Origin of the sequence: Enterobacter sp. T2 (genome assembly GCF_010692925.1) — a bacterium.
In the GTDB taxonomy this organism is placed as follows: domain Bacteria; phylum Pseudomonadota; class Gammaproteobacteria; order Enterobacterales; family Enterobacteriaceae; genus Enterobacter; species Enterobacter kobei.
On record NZ_CP048736.1, the window covers coordinates 1,774,869 to 1,795,792 of the forward strand.

Here is a 20,924-nt window from a genome sequence, read left to right on the forward strand (position 1 = left end):
GCACACGATGTGATGATGCTCGATAGTTTTCAGCAAGAAACATTGTCTTGTGTTTTTAAAACCATCTTGCGCACTTGGGTATTCACATGGGGGATTATATCTATGTGCTAAAATATGAACTATAAACTATATCTAATGAGTGTTTTTAATTTAACTTTAATAATCCTCTCCGTGAATAATATTTCATTTATTCATTAATAGATGAATAGCATTTCTCTCATGTATACAGGCGTAGGCGCGCCCAACCTTCCTGTGCTTTTTTACATTTATTCGAAGATAACAGACTTGCGATATCCTCTTTCACCTGCCACCCTAGTCAGGTATTTATATGGAGGGTGAATGTATCTAATTAATGGTGAGTTACAAAAAAAGTTAGATGTGAACGATCGTAGCGTTCAGTTTGGGGATGGTTGTTTTACCACTGCTCGAATTAGCGGCGGCGTTGTTTCACTTTTCAGCCACCATCTGACACGTTTGCAGACGGCCTGCACAAGGTTGGCTATCCCGTTTGATGCATGGGAAACCCTTGCTGCGGAAATGCGGGATATGGCGCAAAAACAGGGTGACGGCGTGTTAAAGGTCGTTATCACACGTGGAGCTGGCGGTCGCGGCTATAGCCCCGCAGGCTGTCAGCAACCGGTGCGCATCCTGAGCGTTTCTGAATATCCTGCGCATTACGCACGCTGGAAAGAAACCGGCGTAACGCTTGCTCTCAGCCCGATCCCCTTGGGTCGCAACCCTTATCTTGCAGGAATGAAGCACCTCAACCGCCTTGAGCAGGTACTGATTCGTTCTCATCTTGAGCAGACGGATGCCGATGAAGCCCTTGTCCTTGACAGCGATGGGTGGCTTACGGAATGCTGTGCCGCAAATCTGTTCTGGCGCTGTGGGCAGGATGTCTTTACCCCACGCCTCGATCAGGCGGGCGTAAACGGCATTATGCGGCAGTTTATTATCGCCCAACTGGCACTGACCGCGTATCGCGTTGTCGAAGTGAATGCGCCGCTAACGGCGCTCGCGCAGGCTGATGAAGTGCTTATCTGTAACGCGCTAATGCCGGTTGTCCCCGTACAGCGCTACGCAGAGCGAGAGTGGCCCGCGCGCGAACTTTACCACTATTTAGCCCCAATTTGTGAGTCATCCGATTAGCATGATGAAACTGTTACGCCTTGTTCTGTTACTGTTGGTTGTCCTCGGCGCTGCCGCCGGCGTCGGTGTATGGAAAGTTTTCCAGCTGGCGGACAGTAAGATCCTCATTAAAGACGAGACGATTTTTACCCTTAAAGCCGGTACCGGGCGGATGGCGCTGGGCGAACAGCTTTACAGCGATAAAATCATCAACCGCCCGCGCGTGTTCCAGTGGTTACTGCGTATCGAGCCGGAACTGTCTCACTTCAAGGCCGGTACCTATCGTTTTACGCCCGGCATGACCGTCAGGGAGATGCTGCAGCTGCTGGAAAGTGGCAAAGAAGCGCAGTTCCCGCTGCGTTTTGTCGAAGGGATGCGACTGAGCGATTACCTGAAACAGCTGCGTGATGCGCCCTATATCAAGCACACTCTGAAAGATGATCGTTACGAGACGGTCGCCGGGGTGCTGAAATTTGAGCATCCTGAGTGGGTGGAAGGTTGGTTCTGGCCGGACACCTGGATGTACACCGCGGGCACGACGGATGTCGCGATTCTTAAACGGGCGCACAAAAAGATGGTCGCGGCAGTCGATTCCGCCTGGGAAGGGCGTATGGAAGGGCTGCCCTATAAAGACCAAAACCAGTTCGTGACCATGGCTTCGATCATCGAGAAAGAGACTGCCGTTGCTGCCGAGCGCGATCGGGTCGCGTCGGTATTTATCAACCGTCTTCGCATTGGCATGCGTCTGCAAACCGACCCTACCGTTATTTACGGCATGGGCGAGCGCTACAGCGGAAAGATTTCGAGGAAAGATCTCGAGACGCCAACGGCGTATAATACCTACGTCATTAACGGCCTGCCGCCGGGCCCGATTGCAACGCCGAGCGAGGCGTCGCTTAAAGCCGCCGCGCATCCGGCCAAAACACCGTATCTCTATTTTGTGGCTGACGGAAAAGGGGGGCACACCTTTAACACCAACCTTGTCAGTCATAATCGCTCTGTTCAGGACTATCTGAAGGCACTTAAGGAAAAAAATGCGCAGTAAATACATTGTCATTGAGGGACTCGAAGGCGCGGGGAAAACCACCGCTCGCGACGTAGTGGTGGAAACGCTGAACGCGCTTGGCGTCACTGACATGGTCTTCACCCGCGAGCCAGGCGGCACTCAGCTGGCTGAGAAACTGCGCAGCCTGGTGCTGGATATCAGATCTGTTGGCGACGAAGTTATCACTGACAAAGCCGAAGTGCTGATGTTCTATGCGGCGCGCGTCCAGCTGGTTGAGACGGTGATTAAACCCGCCCTGGCCGATGGCAAGTGGGTGATCGGCGACCGTCACGATCTGTCCACTCAGGCGTATCAGGGCGGGGGACGCGGTATTGACCAGACAATGCTGGCAACGCTGCGTAATGCAGTACTGGGTGATTTTCGCCCGGACCTGACGCTCTATCTGGATGTCACTCCGGAAGTGGGCCTCAAACGCGCCCGCGCGCGCGGCGAGCTGGATCGCATTGAACAAGAGTCCTTTGATTTCTTTAACCGCACCCGCGCACGCTATCTTGAGCTGGCCGCGCAGGACAGCTCAATTCGTACCATCGATGCGACGCAATCGCTGGAAGACGTCACGCAAGACATCCAGCAGACCGTTACGCAGTGGCTACAGGAGCAGCAGGCATGAAATGGTATCCATGGTTGCGCCCGCACTTTGAACAGCTGATCAACAGCTATCAGGCCGGTCGGGGGCATCATGCGTTACTGATTCAGGCATTGCCGGGGATGGGGGATGATGCGCTAATTTACGCCATTACCCGTTTCCTGATGTGCCAGCAGCCTGAAGGGCACAAAAGCTGCGGGAAATGCCGTGGCTGCCAGCTGATGCAGGCGGGCACGCATCCTGACTATTACACGCTGGCGCCTGAGAAGGGCAAAAGCGCGCTCGGTATTGATGCCGTGCGTGAAGTCAGTGAAAAACTGTACGAACATGCGCGACTGGGCGGGGCGAAAGTCGTCTGGCTCAACGACGCTGCATTACTGACCGAGGCGGCGGCTAACGCGCTGCTCAAAACGCTGGAAGAGCCGCCGGAGAAAACATGGTTCTTCCTCTCATGCCGCGATCCGGGCCGATTGCTGGCAACGTTGCGCAGCCGCTGTCGTCTTCATCACCTTGCGGTGCCCCAGGAATCATGGTCATTGAGCTGGCTAGAACGCGAGGTGACAACGTCACAGGAAAGTTCGCTCTCTGCGCTTCGCCTGAGCAGCGGCGCGCCCGCAGCGGCGCTGGCATTACTGCAACCCGACGTCTGGTCGCAGCGAGAAACGCTCTGTAAGGCCGTCGAGGCTTCGCTCAACAGCCAGGACTGGTTGAGCTTGCTGCCTGCACTGAATAGCGATCGGGCCGTTGAGCGTTTGCACTGGCTGGCGTCCTTACTTTTGGATGCGCTAAAGCTCCAGCAGCGGGCAACGCTACTGACAAACCCGGACGCGTGGCCACTGGTGAACCTGCTGGCGAGCCGCCTTTCAGGAACGTCCTTGCACGCTATCCTTCATGATATCTGCGAAAGCCGGGAACAGCTTTTAACCGTAACGGGTCTTAATCGCGAGCTGTTACTGATCGACCAGTTACTGCGTATTGAACATTACCTGCAACCAGGCGTTACGCCGCCTGTTTCCCATCTCTGAGAGAGACATTATGTTTTTAGTCGACTCACACTGCCATCTTGATGGCCTGGATTATCAATCCCTTCACAATGACGTGGATGACGTGCTGGCAAAAGCCGCTGCCCGCGATGTGAAATTTTGTCTTGCCGTGGCGACGACGTTGCCGGGGTACCGCGCCATGCGTGAGCTGGTGGGCGTTCGCGATAACGTGGTGTTCTCCTGCGGCGTGCATCCGCTGAACCAGGATGAAGCGTACGATGTTGATGAGTTACGCCGACTGGCTGCGGAAGAGGGCGTCGTGGCGATGGGTGAAACCGGGCTGGACTATTTTTACACGCCGGAAACGAAACCGCGCCAGCAGGAATCCTTCCGCAACCATATCCGCATTGGCCGCGAGCTGAACAAACCGGTCATCGTGCATACCCGTGATGCACGCGCCGATACGCTGGCGATCCTCCAGGAAGAAAAGGTGACGGATTGCGGTGGCGTACTACACTGTTTCACAGAAGACAGAGAAACGGCGGGTAAACTGCTTGATCTAGGGTTTTATATTTCGTTTTCCGGGATCGTGACGTTCCGTAATGCAGAGCAGCTGCGTGATGCTGCGCGTTATGTTCCGCTCGACCGCATTCTGGTAGAAACAGACTCTCCGTATCTGGCACCGGTACCGCATCGCGGGAAAGAGAACCAGCCAGCCATGACGCGAGACGTTGCGGAATACATGGCCGTGCTTAAAGGCGTCAGCATCGAAGAGCTGGCCCGCGTCACGACGGAAAACTTCTCTGCGCTGTTCCATATCGACCCCGCCCGCCTGCAATCTGTCTGATACACCTGTTTTTTTTAGGCTCGTAATTAATAAACAAAACGAGTAAAGTTCACCGCCTCATTTGGGGCGGTGAGGATGTATTTAGACACATCCAGACATGCTTTTTGTAAATAACTGCAAGTTTTTCGTCCGTCTTAAGCTGAAACGTGATAGCCGTCAAACAATCCCAGAGGGAATTATTTTACTCTGTGTAATAAATAAAGGGCGCTTAGATGTCCTGTCCACGGCACGGTACTCCCCCCGGGCCAATGCGTGAAAGCGTAAAAAAAGCACAAATACTCAGGAGCACTCTCAATTATGTTTAAGAATGCATTTGCTAACCTGCAAAAGGTCGGTAAATCGCTGATGCTGCCAGTATCCGTACTGCCTATCGCAGGTATCCTGCTGGGTGTCGGTTCTGCAAACTTCAGCTGGCTGCCAGCCGTAGTTTCCCATGTGATGGCCGAAGCAGGCGGTTCCGTCTTTGCTAACATGCCTCTGATCTTCGCGATCGGTGTGGCGCTGGGCTTCACCAATAACGACGGCGTTTCTGCGCTGGCTGCAGTGGTTGCCTACGGCATCATGGTGAAAACCATGGCTGTGGTTGCGCCTCTGGTTCTGCATTTACCGGCAGAAGAGATTGCCGCGAAACACCTGGCAGACACCGGTGTTCTGGGTGGTATCATCTCCGGTGCGATTGCAGCGTATATGTTTAACCGCTTCTATCGCATCAAGCTGCCTGAGTATCTGGGCTTCTTCGCGGGCAAGCGTTTCGTTCCGATCATCTCTGGTCTGGCAGCGATTTTCACTGGCGTGATCCTGTCCTTCATCTGGCCACCAATCGGTTCCGCGATCCAGACCTTCTCTCAGTGGGCTGCTTACCAGAACCCGGTTGTTGCGTTTGGTATCTACGGCTTCATCGAGCGTTGCCTGGTGCCATTCGGTCTGCACCACATCTGGAACGTTCCATTCCAGATGCAAATTGGTGAATTCACCAACGCAGCAGGCCAGGTATTCCACGGTGATATCCCACGTTACATGGCAGGTGATCCAACTGCAGGCAAACTGTCTGGTGGCTTCCTGTTCAAAATGTACGGCCTGCCGGCTGCTGCGATTGCAATCTGGCACTCTGCTAAACCAGAGAACCGTGCAAAAGTGGGCGGTATCATGATCTCCGCAGCGCTGACCTCGTTCCTGACCGGTATCACCGAGCCGATCGAGTTCTCCTTCATGTTCGTTGCGCCGATCCTGTACGTTATCCACGCGATTCTGGCGGGTCTGGCGTTCCCAATCTGTATCCTGCTGGGTATGCGTGACGGTACGTCCTTCTCTCACGGTCTGATCGACTTTATCGTTCTGTCCGGTAACAGCAGCAAACTGTGGCTGTTCCCAATCGTGGGTGCGTGCTATGCCGTTGTCTACTACACCATCTTCCGCGTGCTGATCAAAGCACTGGACCTGAAAACCCCAGGCCGTGAAGATGCAACTGAAGACAGCAAAGCAGGTGTGACCAGCGAAATGGCTCCGGCCCTGGTTGCAGCGTTCGGTGGCAAAGAGAACATCACTAACCTGGACGCGTGTATCACTCGTCTGCGTGTGAGCGTTGCCGATGTTGCGAAAGTAGACCAGCCGGGTCTGAAAAAACTGGGCGCAGCGGGCGTGGTTGTTGCAGGTTCTGGTGTTCAGGCAATCTTCGGTACTAAATCCGATAACCTGAAAACCGAAATGGATGAGTACATCCGCAACAGCTAAGCTGTGGGCAGGGGAGACTAAGGCAGCCGAATGGCTGCCTTTTTTATTGCTGCGGTTTGTTGTGCCGGGTAAGGCGCAGCCGCCACCCGGCTAAACAATCAGAAGTCGTAGCTCGCGCTCACCGAGACGTTCAACGGTGCGCCATAAACCACATAAGAGCCGACGTAATCGTAATACTCTTTGTCAAACAGGTTGTTGACGTTAGCCTGGACGGTAAACTCTTTGGTGACCTGATAACGGCTGAACAGGTTAACCAGCCCGTAACTGCCTTGCTCTGCACGTGATTGTCCCGCCGGGCCGCCGTCTACATCCGTCCACACCTTATTCTGCCAGTTTACGCCACCGCCCACGGTCAGTTCTGGCAGCATTGGCAGTTGATAACGGGTAAACAGCTTCATGGTTGTGCGCGGCTGATCGGAGCTGACTGCGTTGCCGTTTTTATCTTCAGCAATGTAGCGGGTTGCGCCGAACGTTAGCTGCCAGTTATCCGTCAGCGCGCCGTTAAGCTCGAACTCAATCCCTTTACTCACCACACCGTCCAGCGATTCATAAATGGATTCACCGCTCGGCATGTAGGTATAAGTGTTGCTCGCCACGTTATCCTGTTCAATGCGGAAAATTGCCAGCGAGGTGGTCAGGCGGGTATTGAACCAGTCCGCTTTCACACCGGCTTCATAGCTTTTACCCGTGGTTGGGTCGAGGTAACGACCACTGGCATTACGCTTGTCCTGAGGCTGGAAGATTGAGGTATAGCTGACGTAAGTCGACCAGTCTTCATTAATGTCGTAGACCAGGCCCGCGTAAGGCGTGACGTCATCTTTGGTACTTTCCAGACGGGTGTCCGGAGAGCCCGCCGGGTTATAGCGAATGTTATAGTTGGTATAGCGCGCCCCGAGGATCAGGTGCAGCGGATCGGCCAGCGAGAAGCGGGCGGAAGTATAGGCCGATGACTGACGGATGTCGTCCTGGCTATAGAGCTTCCATGTCGTCCACTGAGGATCGGCAATATCCCCGTTCCAGTTTTTGAAATTACCCACGTCGACCATGCCGTATAACGCATCCGGCATCCTATTGTCATAATGGTTGCGCTGGCGGCTGAAGCTGCCGCCAAACATCATTTCGTGCTGACGGCCAAAGAGATCGAATCCGCCGCGCAGGAAGGCATCAACCGCATCCTGTTTGCGCTCGCCTTTGTTCCAGCCACCATAGCCCACCATGCCTGCACCGGTCGCTTGATCGGGATAGCCGGACATATACATCAGTTTGCTGTCGAAATTCGTATCAGCATGCATGCCGTTGATGTGGGCTTCCCAGCCGTTGTCAAAGCGCTGAGTCAGGTTGGCGAAAATGCGGGTGTTGTCTTTATCCGAATATGCCCACTTTGGCGCTACGGTCTGGCTACGATCGTAATGGGTTTTACTCCCGTCGCTGTTCCAGGTTGGCAATCCGCCCCAGGTCGGATCCTCGGTGTTGCTTTCCTGGTATTCATAGCCGACAGAAAGGGTCGTGCTGTCGGTCACATCCGCATCCACCACGCCGTAGAGGAATTTTTTACGGTAGTGGTAGTTATCAACAAAGCTGTCGTTATCCTGATAGCCCGTAATCAGGCGGCCGCGTATCTTGCCGGACTCCACCAGCGGCGCCTGCAGATCCAGCACGTAGCGCTGTTTATCCCAGCTGCCGTAGCTGGCACTGACATTACCTTTGAATTCATTGCTGTCTGCATGTTTGCGCACCATATTGACATAGGCCGCCGGGTTTCCCGTCCCGGACATCAGGCCGGTTGCGCCGCGTACCACTTCGATACGGTCATAAATCGCGGTATCGGCGGCAGTATCGCCGAAGTTCCACACTTCGCTGATGGAGGTCGGCAGGTCATCGTACGCATAGTTACTCACGAAGAATCCGCGTGAGTAAAATACGGTACGGTCGCTGTCCTGAACCTGCGCCGTCACGCCAGTGGTATTGGTTAACACCTGGCCGATAGACTGCAGGTTTTGATCCGCCATGCGCTGCTGGCTGATGACGCTGACGGACTGCGGAATATCGCGAGGCACGAGGAGCAGTTTGGTCCCGGTGGTGGTGGTCTTGACGCTGTAGTCCCGATCCTGCCCGTCGGACAAGGCAGGCGCGTTATCGAAACTGCCATCAACCACAACGGTATCTTCGTCTGTGGAGGCGGCAAAACTCACGGCTGGCATCAATGCCATAGCAATACAGGCTGCCAGCAACGAAGGCGTTGCGACAGGCTGACGTTGCCCATCCCTGGTATGATGATTGAAAGACATGATCAAACCCTTAAGAACGGTGAAGGTTGGTAGCATCAGTCCCGCGATCGCGGTCTGACGTCGTTTTCTATGTTAAAAATGCGCATGAAAATGCAAATGCGAAATATACGCATTGCCATTAATGCTGTAAACAGATGTGTCGAGCGGAACTGAAATAATGTTTCAGCCAGTGAATACGCCTGAGCGGTCACTCTTCATTCAGCTGATGAAGATTCAGGAAAGAATTCGGGGGAGAAGGTTGAAAGGACAGGAGAAACTCGCTCATACTCTTGGATTGTGTCACACAGTCTTCCCGAGAGTGTGTTATCAGCGGACGCACCACGCCAGATTTAACAAAAAAGGAAAAGGTCATGGCTGAAGAAACGATTTTCAGTAAAATTATCCGTCGCGAAATCCCCTCGGATATCGTCTATCAGGATGAACTGGTGACGGCTTTCCGGGACATTTCCCCCCAGGCACCGACACACGTCCTTATCATTCCCAATATTCTGATTCCGACCGTAAATGACGTAAAAACCGAGCACGAAGTGGCGTTAGGTCGTATGCTGACGGTGGCGGCGAAAATTGCCGAGCAGGAAGGCATAGCGGAAGACGGTTACCGTCTGATCATGAACTGTAATCGTCATGGCGGCCAGGAAGTTTATCATATTCACATGCATCTGCTGGGTGGACGTCCTCTGGGGCCGATGCTGGCACACAAAGGTCTTTGACATGTTTAAAGGGCGTATTGCAGCGCTGGTAATGACGATGATGATTGTGGGATGCAGCACGCGCCCGGCGATCCCCGTGAGCGATGAACAGACGCTGGTGATGGAGTCCTCCGTGCTGGCGGCGGGTATTACGGCGCAACAGCCCGCGTTAACCGTCAGTGAAATTAAGTCTTCAGCCTCCTCTGCGCTCTTTAACGAACGAAATGAACCCGTGACGGTCCACTACCGTTTTTTCTGGTATGACGTAAGAGGTCTTGAAATGCATCCGCTGGAGGCGCCGCGCAGCGTCACCCTTCCGGCGAGGTCGTCGGTAACGATCTATGACAGCGCCAGCTATTTGGGTGCACATAAGGTAAGACTTTATCTTTATCTGTAAGGGGGGAACTTTGATTAAAAATTTGAGCCGTTATGCGCTCGTGACCGCTTTCGCTCTGTTTCTGGCAGGGTGTGTGACCCGTACTGAACAGCCTGCACCTGTAGAAGAGGCTAAACCGGGTACTGAGCAGCCGACAACGCCAACGGAGCCACAGCCAACCGTGCCGTCTGTACCGTCTATTCCGTCCCAGCCCGGTCCAATTGAGCACCCGGACCAGACGTCACAGCCTACGCCGCGCGTGCGCCATTATGACTGGAACGGTGCAATGCAACCGATGGTCGGTAAAATGCTGCAGGCACAGGGCGTGACGGCAGGCGGCGTGCTGCTGGTCGACAGCGTTAACAACCGTACTAACGGTTCGCTGAACGCGGGCGAAGCGACGGAAACCCTGCGCAATGCCCTGGCGAACAACGGCAAGTTTACGCTGGTCTCTGCTCAGCAGCTCGCGGTGGCCAAACAGCAACTCGGCCTGTCGCCGCAGGATAGCCTCGGCACCCGCAGCAAGGCGATTGGGATTGCCCGCAACGTTGGCGCCCAGTATGTGCTGTACTCTAATGCGACCGGCAACGTGAATACCCCAGCCCTGCAGATGCAGCTGATGCTGGTTCAGACAGGCGAAATTATCTGGTCAGGTAAAGGTGCGGTTACGCAACAATGACAGCACGCGTGATGCGATCCTGACGCGCTATTTTCCGCAGTACCGCCTTATCGCGCCGCAGGCCCACTCCGGGCTTGGCGGCGCGAGTTGTATTCTGGAGCAGGGCGCGCACCGTCTGGTCTTACGACATAATCACGCTCCCTTCGCGCCCGCTTTCCATTTTCGTCGTCAGTTTCGTGCCCTCAGACGTCTTCCGTCGGATCTCGTGCCGGAACCCCGTTTTTTCCGACAGGGCTGGATGGCCGTCGACTATCTTGAGGGCGAGGTGAAAAGCGCGCTGCCGGACACCCCGGAGCTCGCGGCGATGCTGTATCATCTGCACCAGCAACAGCGTCTGGGGTGGCGAATCGCGTTACTTCCGCTGCTTGAGCACTATTGGCAGCAAGCCTCCCCGAAAAGACGTACCTCTGTCTGGCTTGCGCATCTCAAACGGCTGCGTAAAGCGGGCGAGCCGCAACCGATTCGGCTCTCACCGTTACATATGGATGTGCACGCCGGGAACATTGTGCATACGTCAGGAGGAGCCAGACTTATTGACTGGGAATATGCCGGAGACGGCGATGTGGCGCTGGAGCTGGCCGCGGTCTGGACGGAAAGTGACGCCGCGCGGCTGACGCTCATCAGAGAGTATGCCAGAGTAGCGCATATTGACGCCGACGCGCTGGCTCGTCAGGTGAGACGCTGGCGACCCTGGGTCATTATGCTGATGGCGGGCTGGTTTGAAATGCGCCTTCAGCAGTCCAGAGATAAACAATTTATTGCGCTGGCAGACGATGCCTGGCGTCAGTTACAAATGAAAGGATAAGAGAGGTGAGTGTGGGTCCAGTCATGTTGAATGTTGAAGGGTTTGAGCTGGATGCGGAGGAGCGTGAAATTCTGGCGCATCCGCTGGTGGGCGGCCTGATCCTGTTTACCCGCAACTATCACGATCCGGCGCAGTTGCGTGAACTGGTGCGTCAGATCCGCGCGGCATCGCGCAATCATCTGGTGGTGGCCGTCGATCAGGAAGGTGGACGCGTGCAGCGTTTTCGCGACGGTTTTACCCGTTTGCCGGCTGCCCAGTCTTTTGCCGCGCTGCTCGGTACGGAAGAGGGGGGCAAACTGGCGCAGGAAGCGGGCTGGCTGATGGCCTGCGAGATGATAGCCATGGATATCGATATCAGTTTTGCCCCGGTACTTGATGTGGGCCATATCAGCGCCGCTATTGGCGAGCGCTCATACCATGAAGATCCGCGTATTGCGCTGGCAATGGCGACCCGATTTATCGACGGGATGCACGATGCAGGTATGAAAACCACCGGCAAACACTTCCCGGGCCACGGGGCCGTGACGGCGGATTCCCATAAAGAGACCCCGCGCGATCCGCGCCCGGAAGCGGAAATTCGTGCCAAAGATATGTCAGTGTTCCGTTCACTTATCACCGATAACAAACTTGACGCTATCATGCCTGCCCACGTGATTTACAGCGACGTCGACCCGCGGCCGGCCAGTGGCTCTCCGCACTGGCTGAAAACCGTATTGCGCCAGGAGCTGGGTTTCAATGGCGTGATTTTCTCCGACGATTTGTCGATGGAAGGGGCGGCAGTTATGGGCAGCTATGCAGAACGCGGTCAGGCGTCGCTTGACGCAGGTTGCGATATGATCCTGGTCTGCAATAATCGTAAAGGGGCTGTTAGCGTGCTGGATAACCTGTCGCCGATCAATGCAGAGCGTGTTACACAATTGTATCATAAAGGTTCATTTAGCCGTCAGGAGCTGATGGATTCGGCGCGCTGGAAGACGGTCAACGCCCGGCTTGAAGACCTGAATGAGCGCTGGCAGGCGCACAAAGCCAGCCTGTAATCCCTCCCGGAAGGCGTAGCATGGTGAGAAGACAATGATCATCTATTTACACGGTTTTGACTCAAACAGTCCTGGTAATCATGAGAAGGTGTTGCAGCTGCAGTTTATCGATCCCGATGTCCGGTTGATCAGCTACAGCACGCGCCATCCGAAGCATGATATGCAGCATCTGCTCAAAGAAGTGGACAAGATGCTTCAGCTTAATATCGACGATCGCCCGCTGATTTGCGGCGTGGGCCTGGGTGGCTACTGGGCAGAGCGGATTGGTTTTCTGTGCGACATACGCCAGGTTGTATTTAATCCTAACCTTTTCCCGAATGAGAACATGGAAGGCAAAATTGACCGCCCGGAAGAGTACGTCGATATTGCCACCAAGTGCGTCAGTAATTTTCGCGATAAAAACCGCGACCGGTGTCTGGTGATCCTTTCGCGTAATGATGAGGCGCTCAACAGCCACCGGGCTGCGGAGCTTCTGCATCATTACTATGAGATTGTCTGGGATGAAGAACAGACCCATAAGTTCAAGAACATCTCCCCACATCTGCAGCGCATAAAAGCCTTTAAAACGCTGGGCTAAGCCACAGTCAGTCACCTCCGGAACCCGGTCGCTAATGCGTACCGGGTTTCTTTTTGTCCAGAATTGTCTACTTTTAAGCCATCAAAACTTGATGCATATCAATTTTGGTATGACCAATGCGCCTGACGTGGTATTCTCAATTCACCTGAATGGTTTCAGTGCTGTAACCTGTTGTTAATTAAGGGTTATTTTTATAACTTTTAATTAACAATTGGTTAATAATTTGAGGGGGTCACGTTGACTACGCCATTGAAAAAGATAGTGATTGTAGGCGGTGGTGCTGGCGGGCTGGAGCTGGCCACACAGTTGGGTAAGAAGCTGGGTCGCGGTAAAAAAGCCAAAATCACGCTGGTGGATCGTAACCACAGTCACCTGTGGAAACCGTTGCTGCACGAAGTGGCGACCGGATCGCTGGATGAGGGCGTGGATGCGCTGAGCTATCTGGCGCACGCACGCAATCACCATTTCCAGTTCCAGCTGGGTTCCGTGGTGGATATCAACCGTGAAAGCAAAACCATCACCCTGGCAGAGCTGCGTGATGAAAAAGGCGAGCTGCTGGTTCCTGAACGCAAACTGGCGTATGACACGCTGGTAATGGCGCTGGGCAGTACCTCTAACGATTTCAACACGCCGGGCGTGAAAGAGCACTGTATCTTCCTTGATAACCCGCACCAGGCACGTCGTTTCCATCAGGAGATGCTGAACCTGTTCCTGAAGTACACCAATAACATGGGTGCGAATGGCAAGGTTAACATTGCAATTGTCGGCGGCGGGGCAACGGGGGTAGAGCTCTCTGCTGAGCTGCACAATGCGGTGAAACAGCTGCACAGCTACGGCTATAAAGGGTTAACAAACGACGCGCTGAACGTCACGCTGGTCGAAGCCGGTGAACGCATCCTCCCGGCGCTGCCTCCGCGTATCTCCGGTGCGGCGCACAATGAACTCACCAAACTGGGTGTGCGGGTGCTGACACAGACGATGGTGACCAGCGCCGACGAAGGCGGTCTGCACACCAAAGACGGAGAGTACATCAAAGCGGATCTGATGGTCTGGGCGGCAGGTATCAAAGCGCCTGATTTTATGAAAGATATCGGTGGTCTGGAAACGAACCGCATTAACCAGCTGGTGACGGAGCCAACGCTGCAAACCACGCGCGACCCGGAAATCTTTGCGATTGGCGACTGTGCTTCCTGCGCGCGCCCTGAAGGTGGCTTCGTGCCGCCGCGTGCTCAGGCTGCGCACCAGATGGCAAGCCTGGTGCTGCATAACATTCTGGCGCAGTACAAAGGCAAACCGATGAAGGCGTATGTCTATAAAGACCACGGCTCTCTGGTATCGCTGTCCAACTTCTCTACCGTCGGTAGCCTGATGGGTAACCTGATGCGTGGCTCGATGATGGTAGAAGGGCGCATAGCACGCTTTGTCTATATTTCACTGTACCGTATGCACCAGATCGCACTGCACGGCTACTTCAAAACGGGTCTGATGATGCTGGTGGGCAGAATCAACCGCGTCATCCGTCCGCGTCTTAAACTCCACTAATCTTTCACTCCCTCCGGGCCCTCCGGAGGGAGTTTTTAGCATATCATGCTGCCCGTCATGGATTAGGTGCTTAAGAGTTCTCCTAAACATGATATATCCCTCTCCAGTGTCCACTTTTTGATCCTTTGTCTTATTGGCGAAGCCGTGGCTTCATTGCAAAATTGTTACCAATAGCAACAAAGGAGGAAGTCCCGTGAATAAATCTATGTTGGCGGGTATAGGGATTGGTGTCGCAGCGGCGTTAGGTGTGGCTGCTGTTGCCAGTCTCAACGTATTAGATCGCGGCCCGCAGTATGCGCAGGTGGTTTCTGCTACTCCCATTAAAGAAACCGTAAAAACCCCTCGTCAGGAGTGCCGTAACGTCTCCGTGACCCACCGTCGTCCGGTACAGGATGAAAACCGTATTGCCGGCTCTGTTCTGGGTGCAGTAGCGGGTGGGGTAATTGGACACCAGTTTGGCGGTGGCCGGGGTAAAGATGTCGCGACCGTCGTTGGTGCGCTGGGTGGCGGCTATGCCGGCAACCAGGTGCAGGGTGCGATGCAGGATAACTATACTTACACCACGACTCAGCAGCGTTGTAAAACCGTCTATGACAAGTCGGAAAAAATGCTGGGTTATGACGTCACCTACAAAATTGGCGATCAGCAGGGCAAAATCCGTATGGATAAAGACCCAGGAACGCAAATCCCACTGGATGGAAATGGCCAGCTGGTACTGAATAACAAAGTGTAAAAAAGATGTTCTCTGAACTTAGCTCCTCAAGCGCTCAGGCTGAGGAGCTTTTTTTTACCTCAAATTTTGAGGAGTTCAGGCCACAAGCGTAGTGTGGTTTCGGTTATATTCTGCAGTTTTTCCAGCGTCGCGCCTTCACGCGCGCTGATCGACATACCCTGCAAAATACAGCTCAGGTACTGCGCCAGCATCTGCGGCTGACAGTGCGCGGGAATTTCACCGCGCTGCTGGCGTTGAGCCAGAAATGCGCTGAGCGTCTCTTCCTGCATGGCATGACGCGATTTCACCGTATTGGCGATCTCTTTCGACGCTGCCGCCAGGGTGGCGGAGGTGTTAATCATAAAGCAGCCCGCGGGCGTATCTTTACTGGTGAAGCAGGTGGCAACGGCGGTGAAGTAATCCCGTAGCGCCTGTTCAACGCTTTTCTCTTCACAAAACAGCTGGGCTTCGTGTTTCGCTGCAAAGCGCGAAATGTATCTGTCCAGCACTGCCCTGAACAGCCCCTCTTTGTTGGTAAATTCAGCATAGAGCGTCGGTGCTTTGGCGCCGGTGGCTTCTACCAGATCGGAAAGCGAGGTCGCTTCATACCCATGTTGCCAGAAGAGAGTCATGGCCTTATCAAGCGCTGCATCCCTGTCAAACACTTTTGGTCGGCCACGGCTTTTCTTCGCACAACTCGTGACGTCGGTTGTCATTTGCCGTTGGTCCTCTGTTGATTTGTTGAATAACCATTATAAAAATAAACGCAACCCACCACCAGTGCAGAATGCTTAAAAATAAATTAATCATATATGTATGAAAATTAACGACTTTAAAAATTAATTAATGCTCGTTATAAAATTGTGTTGACGCGTGAGCTGGATCACATTTATGATTTACCTATCGATCGTTAACTAAATCGCTAACGACCTCCAAATTCATCTGCCAAAGGTAAACATCATGAAAAACGTAAAAACCCTCATCGCTGCAGCCGTACTGAGTTCACTTTCTTTCGCAAGCGTTGCTGCTGTACAAGTTCAGTCAACGCCAGCCGATCAGCATAAAGTCGGGACGATCTCTGCGTCTGCCGGGACTAACCTGGGTTCACTGGAAGATCAGCTGGCACAAAAAGCGGAAGCAATGGGTGCAAAATCCTACCGCATCACCTCTGTGACCGGTCCTAACACGCTGCACGGCACTGCTGTTATTTACAAATAAGCCGGGCATAAACACCCTCATTTATGCCACTGCAATAAAAAACGCCCTGCTAAGCAGGGCGTTTTACGTTCTGTTTTACATCGACTGCTGAACGATATCGTGATGCCGGGTGACATCGGTCGGCATGCCTGACCGGGCCTCCATCGCACGTTCCATCACCTGGCTCTCGGTATTCGCATTCGTTTTAAAGCTCACCATCGCAGCATTCAGGTTAATGGGTAACGTCTGCGGATCGTCGTCGATATTTTTTGAGAGCGGCTGGTGAATTTCGACCAGCCGTACGCCGCCCGGCTCCTCAGAGACTTTAATCGGCGTGTTGATAATATTCACTTTAGTCCCTGGCGTAACGACATTGAACAGCGTTTTGATATCGTCATCGCGCAGACGAATACAGCCGGAGCTGACGCGCATGCCGATGCCAAAGTCGGCATTCGTTCCGTGCAGCAGGTAAACCCCACCGTATGCCGCCAGGCGGATCGCGTGGTGCCCCATAGGGTTATCCGGGCCAGCCGGAACAACCGCGGGAAGATCGATGCCCTGGGCTTTATAACGGGCACGAATGTTGGCCGTTGGCGTCCAGGTTGGATTCGCCCGTTTATCCGAGACGGTCGTCACCATCGTCGGTGTCAGGGTGTCGCCGCCCAGTTGACCGATACCGATAGGGTAGACGGTCACTTCATTTTTACCCGGCGGATAATAATAAAGACGTAACTCAGCCAGGTTTATGACGATCCCCTCGCGCGGGGCATCCGGCAGGAGAGTTTGTAACGGGATCGTCAGTACGCTGCCCGCTCGCGGGACATACGGATCGACGCCGGGGTTCGCCTGCAGCAGAGCCAGAAAACCGACGTTATATTTTTTGGCAATCGCTTCCAGTGAACCGCCATTATTTTCAACCACATGAAAGCGGTTTTCCCCGACCAGCTTGCTGCCAGGCGGTGGAAGAGGCCAGGTGTTTGCGCGAGCGGGAAGCGCAACCGCGACGGCGGCAGCCAGCGCAAACAGGGTTATCCAGCGGGTAAAACGCGAAGAGGTCATCATCACCATAATCCATATAAATGATAAGGTTATTGTTTGATAAGGTGTTAATGATAATTATGGCGAAAGGGTGTGTCGGGAAGATCGGGTGAAGTGCAAAGAGTTTGTAAATTGTCCCCCCGTCAGCACTGGCTAAAGGGGGAGGGCAGATTACGCGACCGCGTTCTCTTCGAGCTGCCGCATAAAGTTACGCACCCAGTCCATACGGGTTTTGCGATCCGCCAGCTCCTGGGTAAATTTCAGACGGGTTGGCCCATCCAGGCGGAAATACTGCGGCTGTTTTTGCAGCAGGCCAATCAGCCACATCGGGTTGACGTGGTTCTTCTCGGCGAATTCAATGACGCCGCCTTTTTCATTACCTTCAAGTTTGCGGATCCCCAGCTTCTGCGCCTGCTGGCGCAGCCGCGCGATATCCAGCAGATTTCTCGCCGCATCGGGCAGCAGGCCAAAGCGGTCAATCAGTTCCACTTTGATCTCTTCCAGCTCATTTTCATTCTTCGCGCTGGCAATGCGTTTGTAGAATGACAGGCGGGTATTCACATCAGGAATGAAATCATCCGGCAGCAGGGACGGCATACGCAACTCGACCTCGGTCTGCTGGCTGGTGAGATCTTCCAGCGACGGCTCGCGTCCGGCCTTCAGGGCATCAACCGCGTTTTCCAGCAGCTCCATATATAGCGAGAAGCCGATGGTTTCCATGGAGCCGCTCTGATCCTCGCCCAGCAGTTCGCCGGCACCACGGATCTCAAGATCGTGCGTGGCCAGCGCAAAGCCTGCACCGAGGTCTTCCAGCGAGGCGATGGCTTCCAGACGCTTTTGCGCGTCGGTTGTCATCGCTTTCGGATGCGGGGTCAACAGCCAGGCGTAAGCCTGATGATGCGAACGGCCGACGCGACCGCGCAGCTGATGAAGCTGCGCCAGACCAAAGTGATCCGCACGCTCAATAATGATGGTATTCGCCGTCGGGATATCAATGCCGGTCTCAATGATGGTGGTACACACCAGTACGTTAAAGCGCTGGTGGTGGAAGTCGTTCATCACCCGCTCCAGCTCCCGCTCGCGCATCTGCCCGTGGCCGATGGCAATACGCGCTTCCGGTACCAGTTCGGCCAGCCTGTCCGCGGCTTTCTGGATATTTTCAACGTCGTTATAAAGATAATAAACCTGGCCCCCGCGCAGTACCTCACGCAGGATCGCCTCGCGTACCACCAGATTATCGTACTCGCGGACAAAGGTTTTCACCGCCAGACGACGCGCCGGTGGTGTGGCGATAATCGACAGATCGCGCATGCCGCTCATCGCCATGTTCAGCGTACGCGGAATTGGCGTTGCGGTCAGGGTCAGAATATCGACGTCGGCGCGCATCGCTTTGATGCGTTCTTTATGGCGCACCCCGAAGCGGTGCTCTTCATCGACGATCAGCAGCCCCAGATCTTTCCACTTCACGTCGCTTTGCAGCAGCTTGTGCGTACCTATCAGAATATCGATTTTGCCTTCGCTTGCCTGTTCGAGGATCTGCGTCTGCTCTTTGGCGCTGCGAAAACGTGACAGCATCTCAATGCGCACCGGCCAGTTGGCGAAACGGTCGCGGAAGTTGTCGAAGTGCTGCTGGGCGAGCAGGGTGGTCGGCACCAGCACCGCCACCTGCTTGTTGTTTTCAACCGCCAGGAAGGCGGCGCGCATCGCCACTTCGGTTTTGCCGAAGCCGACGTCGCCGCAGACTAAGCGGTCCATCGCCAGCGGCTGGCACATGTCGCTCAGTACGGCGTTGATGGCCTGTGCCTGGTCCGGCGTGGTTTCAAACGGGAAGCTGTCGCAGAACAGCTGGTACTGCTCTTTATCATGCTTAAAGGCGAAGCCCTCTTTGGCCGCGCGCTGGGCGTAGATATCCAGCAGCTCGGCCGCCACGTCGCGTACTTTCTCCGCCGCTTTCTGGCGCGCGCGAGCCCAGGCATCGCCGCCCAGTTTGTGCAGCGGGGCGTTATCCTCCGCGCCACCCGCGTATCGGCTGATCAGATGCAGGGACGACACCGGAACATACAGTTTGGCGTCGTTGGCGTAGGTCAGCATCAGATATTCACCTTTGATGCCGCCGGCTTCCAGCGTGGTCATTCCCTGATAGCGCCCAACGCCATGTTCCAGGTGAACAATGGGCTGGCCCGGATGCAGTTCGGCCAGGTTACGGATCAGCGTGTCCGGGTTAATGGTTCGACGGCTGTCCTGACGGCGCCGCGCGACGCGCTCACCCAGCAGATCGCTTTCGCAAATCAGCGCCAGGTTGTTGAGCGTATCAATAAACCCGTGTTCGGCGGCACCAATCATCAGATAACGGCCGTTTCCGGCCGCGTCGCTCAGGCGCTGAATGCGTTTCGGCGCAACTTTTATTCGCCCCAGCAGCTCGCCGAGTGCTTCGCGGCGGCCTTCACTCTCAACGGAGAACACCACCGGGCCGGTAAAGGACTCAAGGAACTTGCGCAGATTATCCAGCGGCGATTTCTGCTGCGCCTGTACGGCCAGGTCCGGCAGCGTCCGGAAGGCGAGGTTGGTGTTGGCGGCCTTATCGGCAAGCGAATCGGTTTTGAGCTGGATCCTCGGCCAGTGCTTCAGCTCCGCATTGAGTTCGTCGGTACGCAGCCACAGCGCTTCTGGCGGCAGCAGCGGACGCATCGGGTCAACGCCCCGGTTTTCGAAGCGGGCGCGGGTTTCGCTTTCGAAACGGCTGGCGCTGGCGTCGATATCGCCGGTGTTCACAATCAGCGTATTTGCCGGGAAGTAGCTGAACAGAGCAGGCAGCGGCTCGTTAAAGAACAACGGCTGCCAGTATTCGATCCCGGCCGGGAGCGTGCCTTTGCTGACCTGCTGATAGATGTGCTCGGCATCACGCTTCACGTCGAACTTATCGCGCCACTGGCTGCGGAACAGTTCGATGGCAGTTTTGTCCGTCGGGAATTCATGCGCGGGCAGTAAGTTAATGGACTCTACTTCCTCCAGCGTGCGCTGGGTGTCGGCGTCGAACACGCGCAGGCTGTCGATTTCATCATCGAAGAAATCGAGACGATACGGCTGGTCGCTGCCCATAGGATACAGGTCAAGCAGTGCGCCACGGGTTGCGTATTCCCCGTGCTCCATCACCTGATCGACATGGCGATAGCCGGCACCGTCAAGCTGCTCGCGGAGGGCATCACGGGACAGGCGCTGGCCTTTTTTCATCACCAGCGCATGACCATGCAGATAGCTGTGCGGACAGACGCGCTGCATAAGGGTATTTACCGGCACAATCAGCACACCGCGCTGCATGGTCGGCAACTGGTAGAGCGTCGACAGGCGCGAGGAGATGATCTCCTGATGCGGAGAGAAGCTGTCATACGGCAGCGTTTCCCAGTCGGCCAGGCTGAACACCAGGCTATCGGTGAACTGGCGGATTTCGTCGTGCAGGCGCAGGGCATTTTGCATATCCGGGGCAACAAGCACCACCGGGCCGGGGTGTCGCTCAGCAATTTCTGCCACCAGCGTGGCGCACGCCGCGCCCGTAAGTTCACCCAACTGGCGCTGGTCGCCCGCTTTGACAGGCAAGGAATAACGATAGTGTTCAGGCATGGCTATGTCAGAGTCTCTTATGGAT

Annotated in this window: 19 protein-coding genes; 15 read left to right on the forward strand and 4 right to left on the reverse strand. The window is 54.8% G+C overall.

Annotated features, from left to right (window positions below; all coding sequences use genetic code 11):
- The first annotated feature begins 339 nt into the window (after positions 1-339).
- The 6 genes from pabC (at position 340) to ptsG (ending at position 6,341) form a co-directional block, all read left to right on the forward strand.
- Complete coding sequence (gene pabC / locus G0034_RS08410; RefSeq protein ID WP_045135025.1) at positions 340-1,149, forward strand: aminodeoxychorismate lyase; 810 nt, start codon at positions 340-342, stop codon at positions 1,147-1,149.
- 1 nt (position 1,150) lies between these two features.
- On the forward strand, positions 1,151-2,173 hold the full coding sequence (gene yceG, locus G0034_RS08415; protein ID WP_023332704.1) for a cell division protein YceG: 1,023 nt from the start codon (positions 1,151-1,153) through the stop codon (positions 2,171-2,173).
- Complete coding sequence (gene tmk, locus G0034_RS08420) at positions 2,163-2,804, forward strand: dTMP kinase (protein ID WP_164954770.1); 642 nt, start codon at positions 2,163-2,165, stop codon at positions 2,802-2,804. Before yceG ends, tmk begins: the two co-directional genes overlap by 11 nt.
- Positions 2,801-3,805, forward strand: coding sequence for a DNA polymerase III subunit delta' (gene holB, locus G0034_RS08425; RefSeq protein ID WP_179120711.1), 1,005 nt, complete (start codon positions 2,801-2,803; stop codon positions 3,803-3,805). Before tmk ends, holB begins: the two co-directional genes overlap by 4 nt.
- A gap of 10 nt (positions 3,806-3,815) precedes the next feature.
- Positions 3,816-4,610 (forward strand): metal-dependent hydrolase, encoded by a 795-nt coding sequence (locus G0034_RS08430; RefSeq protein ID WP_023332705.1) that lies wholly within the window; start codon positions 3,816-3,818, stop codon positions 4,608-4,610.
- Positions 4,611-4,907: 297 nt separating this feature from the next.
- On the forward strand, positions 4,908-6,341 hold the full coding sequence (ptsG, locus tag G0034_RS08435; protein WP_014883391.1) for a PTS glucose transporter subunit IIBC: 1,434 nt from the start codon (positions 4,908-4,910) through the stop codon (positions 6,339-6,341).
- A gap of 98 nt (positions 6,342-6,439) precedes the next feature.
- Here the strand turns inward: ptsG and fhuE are convergent, their stop codons facing one another.
- Positions 6,440-8,629 (reverse strand): ferric-rhodotorulic acid/ferric-coprogen receptor FhuE, encoded by a 2,190-nt coding sequence (gene fhuE, locus G0034_RS08440; RefSeq protein ID WP_179120712.1) that lies wholly within the window; start codon positions 8,627-8,629, stop codon positions 6,440-6,442.
- Between the two features lie 350 nt (positions 8,630-8,979).
- Here fhuE and hinT point away from each other — a divergent pair, with 350 nt between their 5' ends.
- The 8 genes from hinT (at position 8,980) to G0034_RS08480 (ending at position 15,067) form a co-directional block, all read left to right on the forward strand.
- Positions 8,980-9,339: a purine nucleoside phosphoramidase gene (gene hinT / locus G0034_RS08445; RefSeq protein WP_008500786.1), complete on the forward strand. Its 360-nt coding sequence runs from the start codon at positions 8,980-8,982 to the stop codon at positions 9,337-9,339.
- A 1-nt stretch (position 9,340) separates the two neighbouring features.
- On the forward strand, positions 9,341-9,715 hold the full coding sequence (locus G0034_RS08450) for a YcfL family putative periplasmic lipoprotein (RefSeq protein ID WP_023332707.1): 375 nt from the start codon (positions 9,341-9,343) through the stop codon (positions 9,713-9,715).
- Positions 9,716-9,725: 10 nt separating this feature from the next.
- On the forward strand, positions 9,726-10,373 hold the full coding sequence (gene lpoB, locus G0034_RS08455) for a penicillin-binding protein activator LpoB (protein WP_014883395.1): 648 nt from the start codon (positions 9,726-9,728) through the stop codon (positions 10,371-10,373).
- Positions 10,354-11,178 carry a thiamine kinase gene (gene thiK / locus G0034_RS08460; RefSeq protein WP_179120713.1) on the forward strand — a complete coding sequence of 275 codons (825 nt, stop codon included), beginning with the start codon at positions 10,354-10,356 and terminating at the stop codon, positions 11,176-11,178. Before lpoB ends, thiK begins: the two co-directional genes overlap by 20 nt.
- Positions 11,179-11,189: 11 nt before the next feature.
- Positions 11,190-12,215: a beta-N-acetylhexosaminidase gene (gene nagZ / locus G0034_RS08465; protein WP_179121316.1), complete on the forward strand. Its 1,026-nt coding sequence runs from the start codon at positions 11,190-11,192 to the stop codon at positions 12,213-12,215.
- A gap of 34 nt (positions 12,216-12,249) precedes the next feature.
- A complete protein-coding gene (gene ycfP / locus G0034_RS08470; protein WP_014883398.1) occupies positions 12,250-12,792 on the forward strand; it encodes an alpha/beta hydrolase YcfP in 543 nt (180 codons plus the stop codon).
- A gap of 237 nt (positions 12,793-13,029) precedes the next feature.
- Complete coding sequence (locus tag G0034_RS08475) at positions 13,030-14,334, forward strand: NAD(P)/FAD-dependent oxidoreductase (protein WP_014883399.1); 1,305 nt, start codon at positions 13,030-13,032, stop codon at positions 14,332-14,334.
- A 193-nt stretch (positions 14,335-14,527) separates the two neighbouring features.
- A complete protein-coding gene (locus G0034_RS08480) occupies positions 14,528-15,067 on the forward strand; it encodes a glycine zipper 2TM domain-containing protein (RefSeq protein WP_179120714.1) in 540 nt (179 codons plus the stop codon).
- 59 nt (positions 15,068-15,126) lie between these two features.
- Here the strand turns inward: G0034_RS08480 and comR are convergent, their stop codons facing one another.
- Entirely contained in the window at positions 15,127-15,762 is a 636-nt protein-coding gene (gene comR / locus G0034_RS08485; protein ID WP_014883400.1) for a TetR family copper-responsive transcriptional repressor ComR, read from the reverse strand.
- 244 nt (positions 15,763-16,006) lie between these two features.
- Here comR and bhsA point away from each other — a divergent pair, with 244 nt between their 5' ends.
- Positions 16,007-16,264, forward strand: a complete 258-nt coding sequence (gene bhsA / locus G0034_RS08490; RefSeq protein ID WP_014883401.1) for a multiple stress resistance protein BhsA — start codon at positions 16,007-16,009, stop codon at positions 16,262-16,264.
- Positions 16,265-16,339: 75 nt separating this feature from the next.
- Here the strand turns inward: bhsA and ldtC are convergent, their stop codons facing one another.
- Positions 16,340-17,305 carry a L,D-transpeptidase LdtC gene (gene ldtC, locus G0034_RS08495; RefSeq protein ID WP_063434343.1) on the reverse strand — a complete coding sequence of 322 codons (966 nt, stop codon included), beginning with the start codon at positions 17,303-17,305 and terminating at the stop codon, positions 16,340-16,342.
- 147 nt (positions 17,306-17,452) lie between these two features.
- Complete coding sequence (gene mfd, locus G0034_RS08500; protein WP_032636982.1) at positions 17,453-20,899, reverse strand: transcription-repair coupling factor; 3,447 nt, start codon at positions 20,897-20,899, stop codon at positions 17,453-17,455.
- Positions 20,900-20,924: the final 25 nt, after the last annotated feature.

Bases quoted from the DNA above. Each gene is read 5' to 3' on its own strand.
- pabC (WP_045135025.1), top strand. From the start codon at position 340: ATGTATCTAATTAATGGTGAGTTACAAAAAAAGTTAGATGTGAACGAT.
- yceG (WP_023332704.1), top strand. From the start codon at position 1,151: ATGATGAAACTGTTACGCCTTGTTCTGTTACTGTTGGTTGTCCTCGGC.
- tmk (WP_164954770.1), top strand. From the start codon at position 2,163: ATGCGCAGTAAATACATTGTCATTGAGGGACTCGAAGGCGCGGGGAAA.
- holB (WP_179120711.1), top strand. From the start codon at position 2,801: ATGAAATGGTATCCATGGTTGCGCCCGCACTTTGAACAGCTGATCAAC.
- G0034_RS08430 (WP_023332705.1), top strand. From the start codon at position 3,816: ATGTTTTTAGTCGACTCACACTGCCATCTTGATGGCCTGGATTATCAA.
- ptsG (WP_014883391.1), top strand. From the start codon at position 4,908: ATGTTTAAGAATGCATTTGCTAACCTGCAAAAGGTCGGTAAATCGCTG.
- fhuE (WP_179120712.1), bottom strand. From the start codon at position 8,629: ATGTCTTTCAATCATCATACCAGGGATGGGCAACGTCAGCCTGTCGCA.
- hinT (WP_008500786.1), top strand. From the start codon at position 8,980: ATGGCTGAAGAAACGATTTTCAGTAAAATTATCCGTCGCGAAATCCCC.
- G0034_RS08450 (WP_023332707.1), top strand. From the start codon at position 9,341: ATGTTTAAAGGGCGTATTGCAGCGCTGGTAATGACGATGATGATTGTG.
- ycfP (WP_014883398.1), top strand. From the start codon at position 12,250: ATGATCATCTATTTACACGGTTTTGACTCAAACAGTCCTGGTAATCAT.
- comR (WP_014883400.1), bottom strand. From the start codon at position 15,762: ATGACAACCGACGTCACGAGTTGTGCGAAGAAAAGCCGTGGCCGACCA.
- bhsA (WP_014883401.1), top strand. From the start codon at position 16,007: ATGAAAAACGTAAAAACCCTCATCGCTGCAGCCGTACTGAGTTCACTT.
- ldtC (WP_063434343.1), bottom strand. From the start codon at position 17,305: ATGATGACCTCTTCGCGTTTTACCCGCTGGATAACCCTGTTTGCGCTG.
- mfd (WP_032636982.1), bottom strand. From the start codon at position 20,899: ATGCCTGAACACTATCGTTATTCCTTGCCTGTCAAAGCGGGCGACCAG.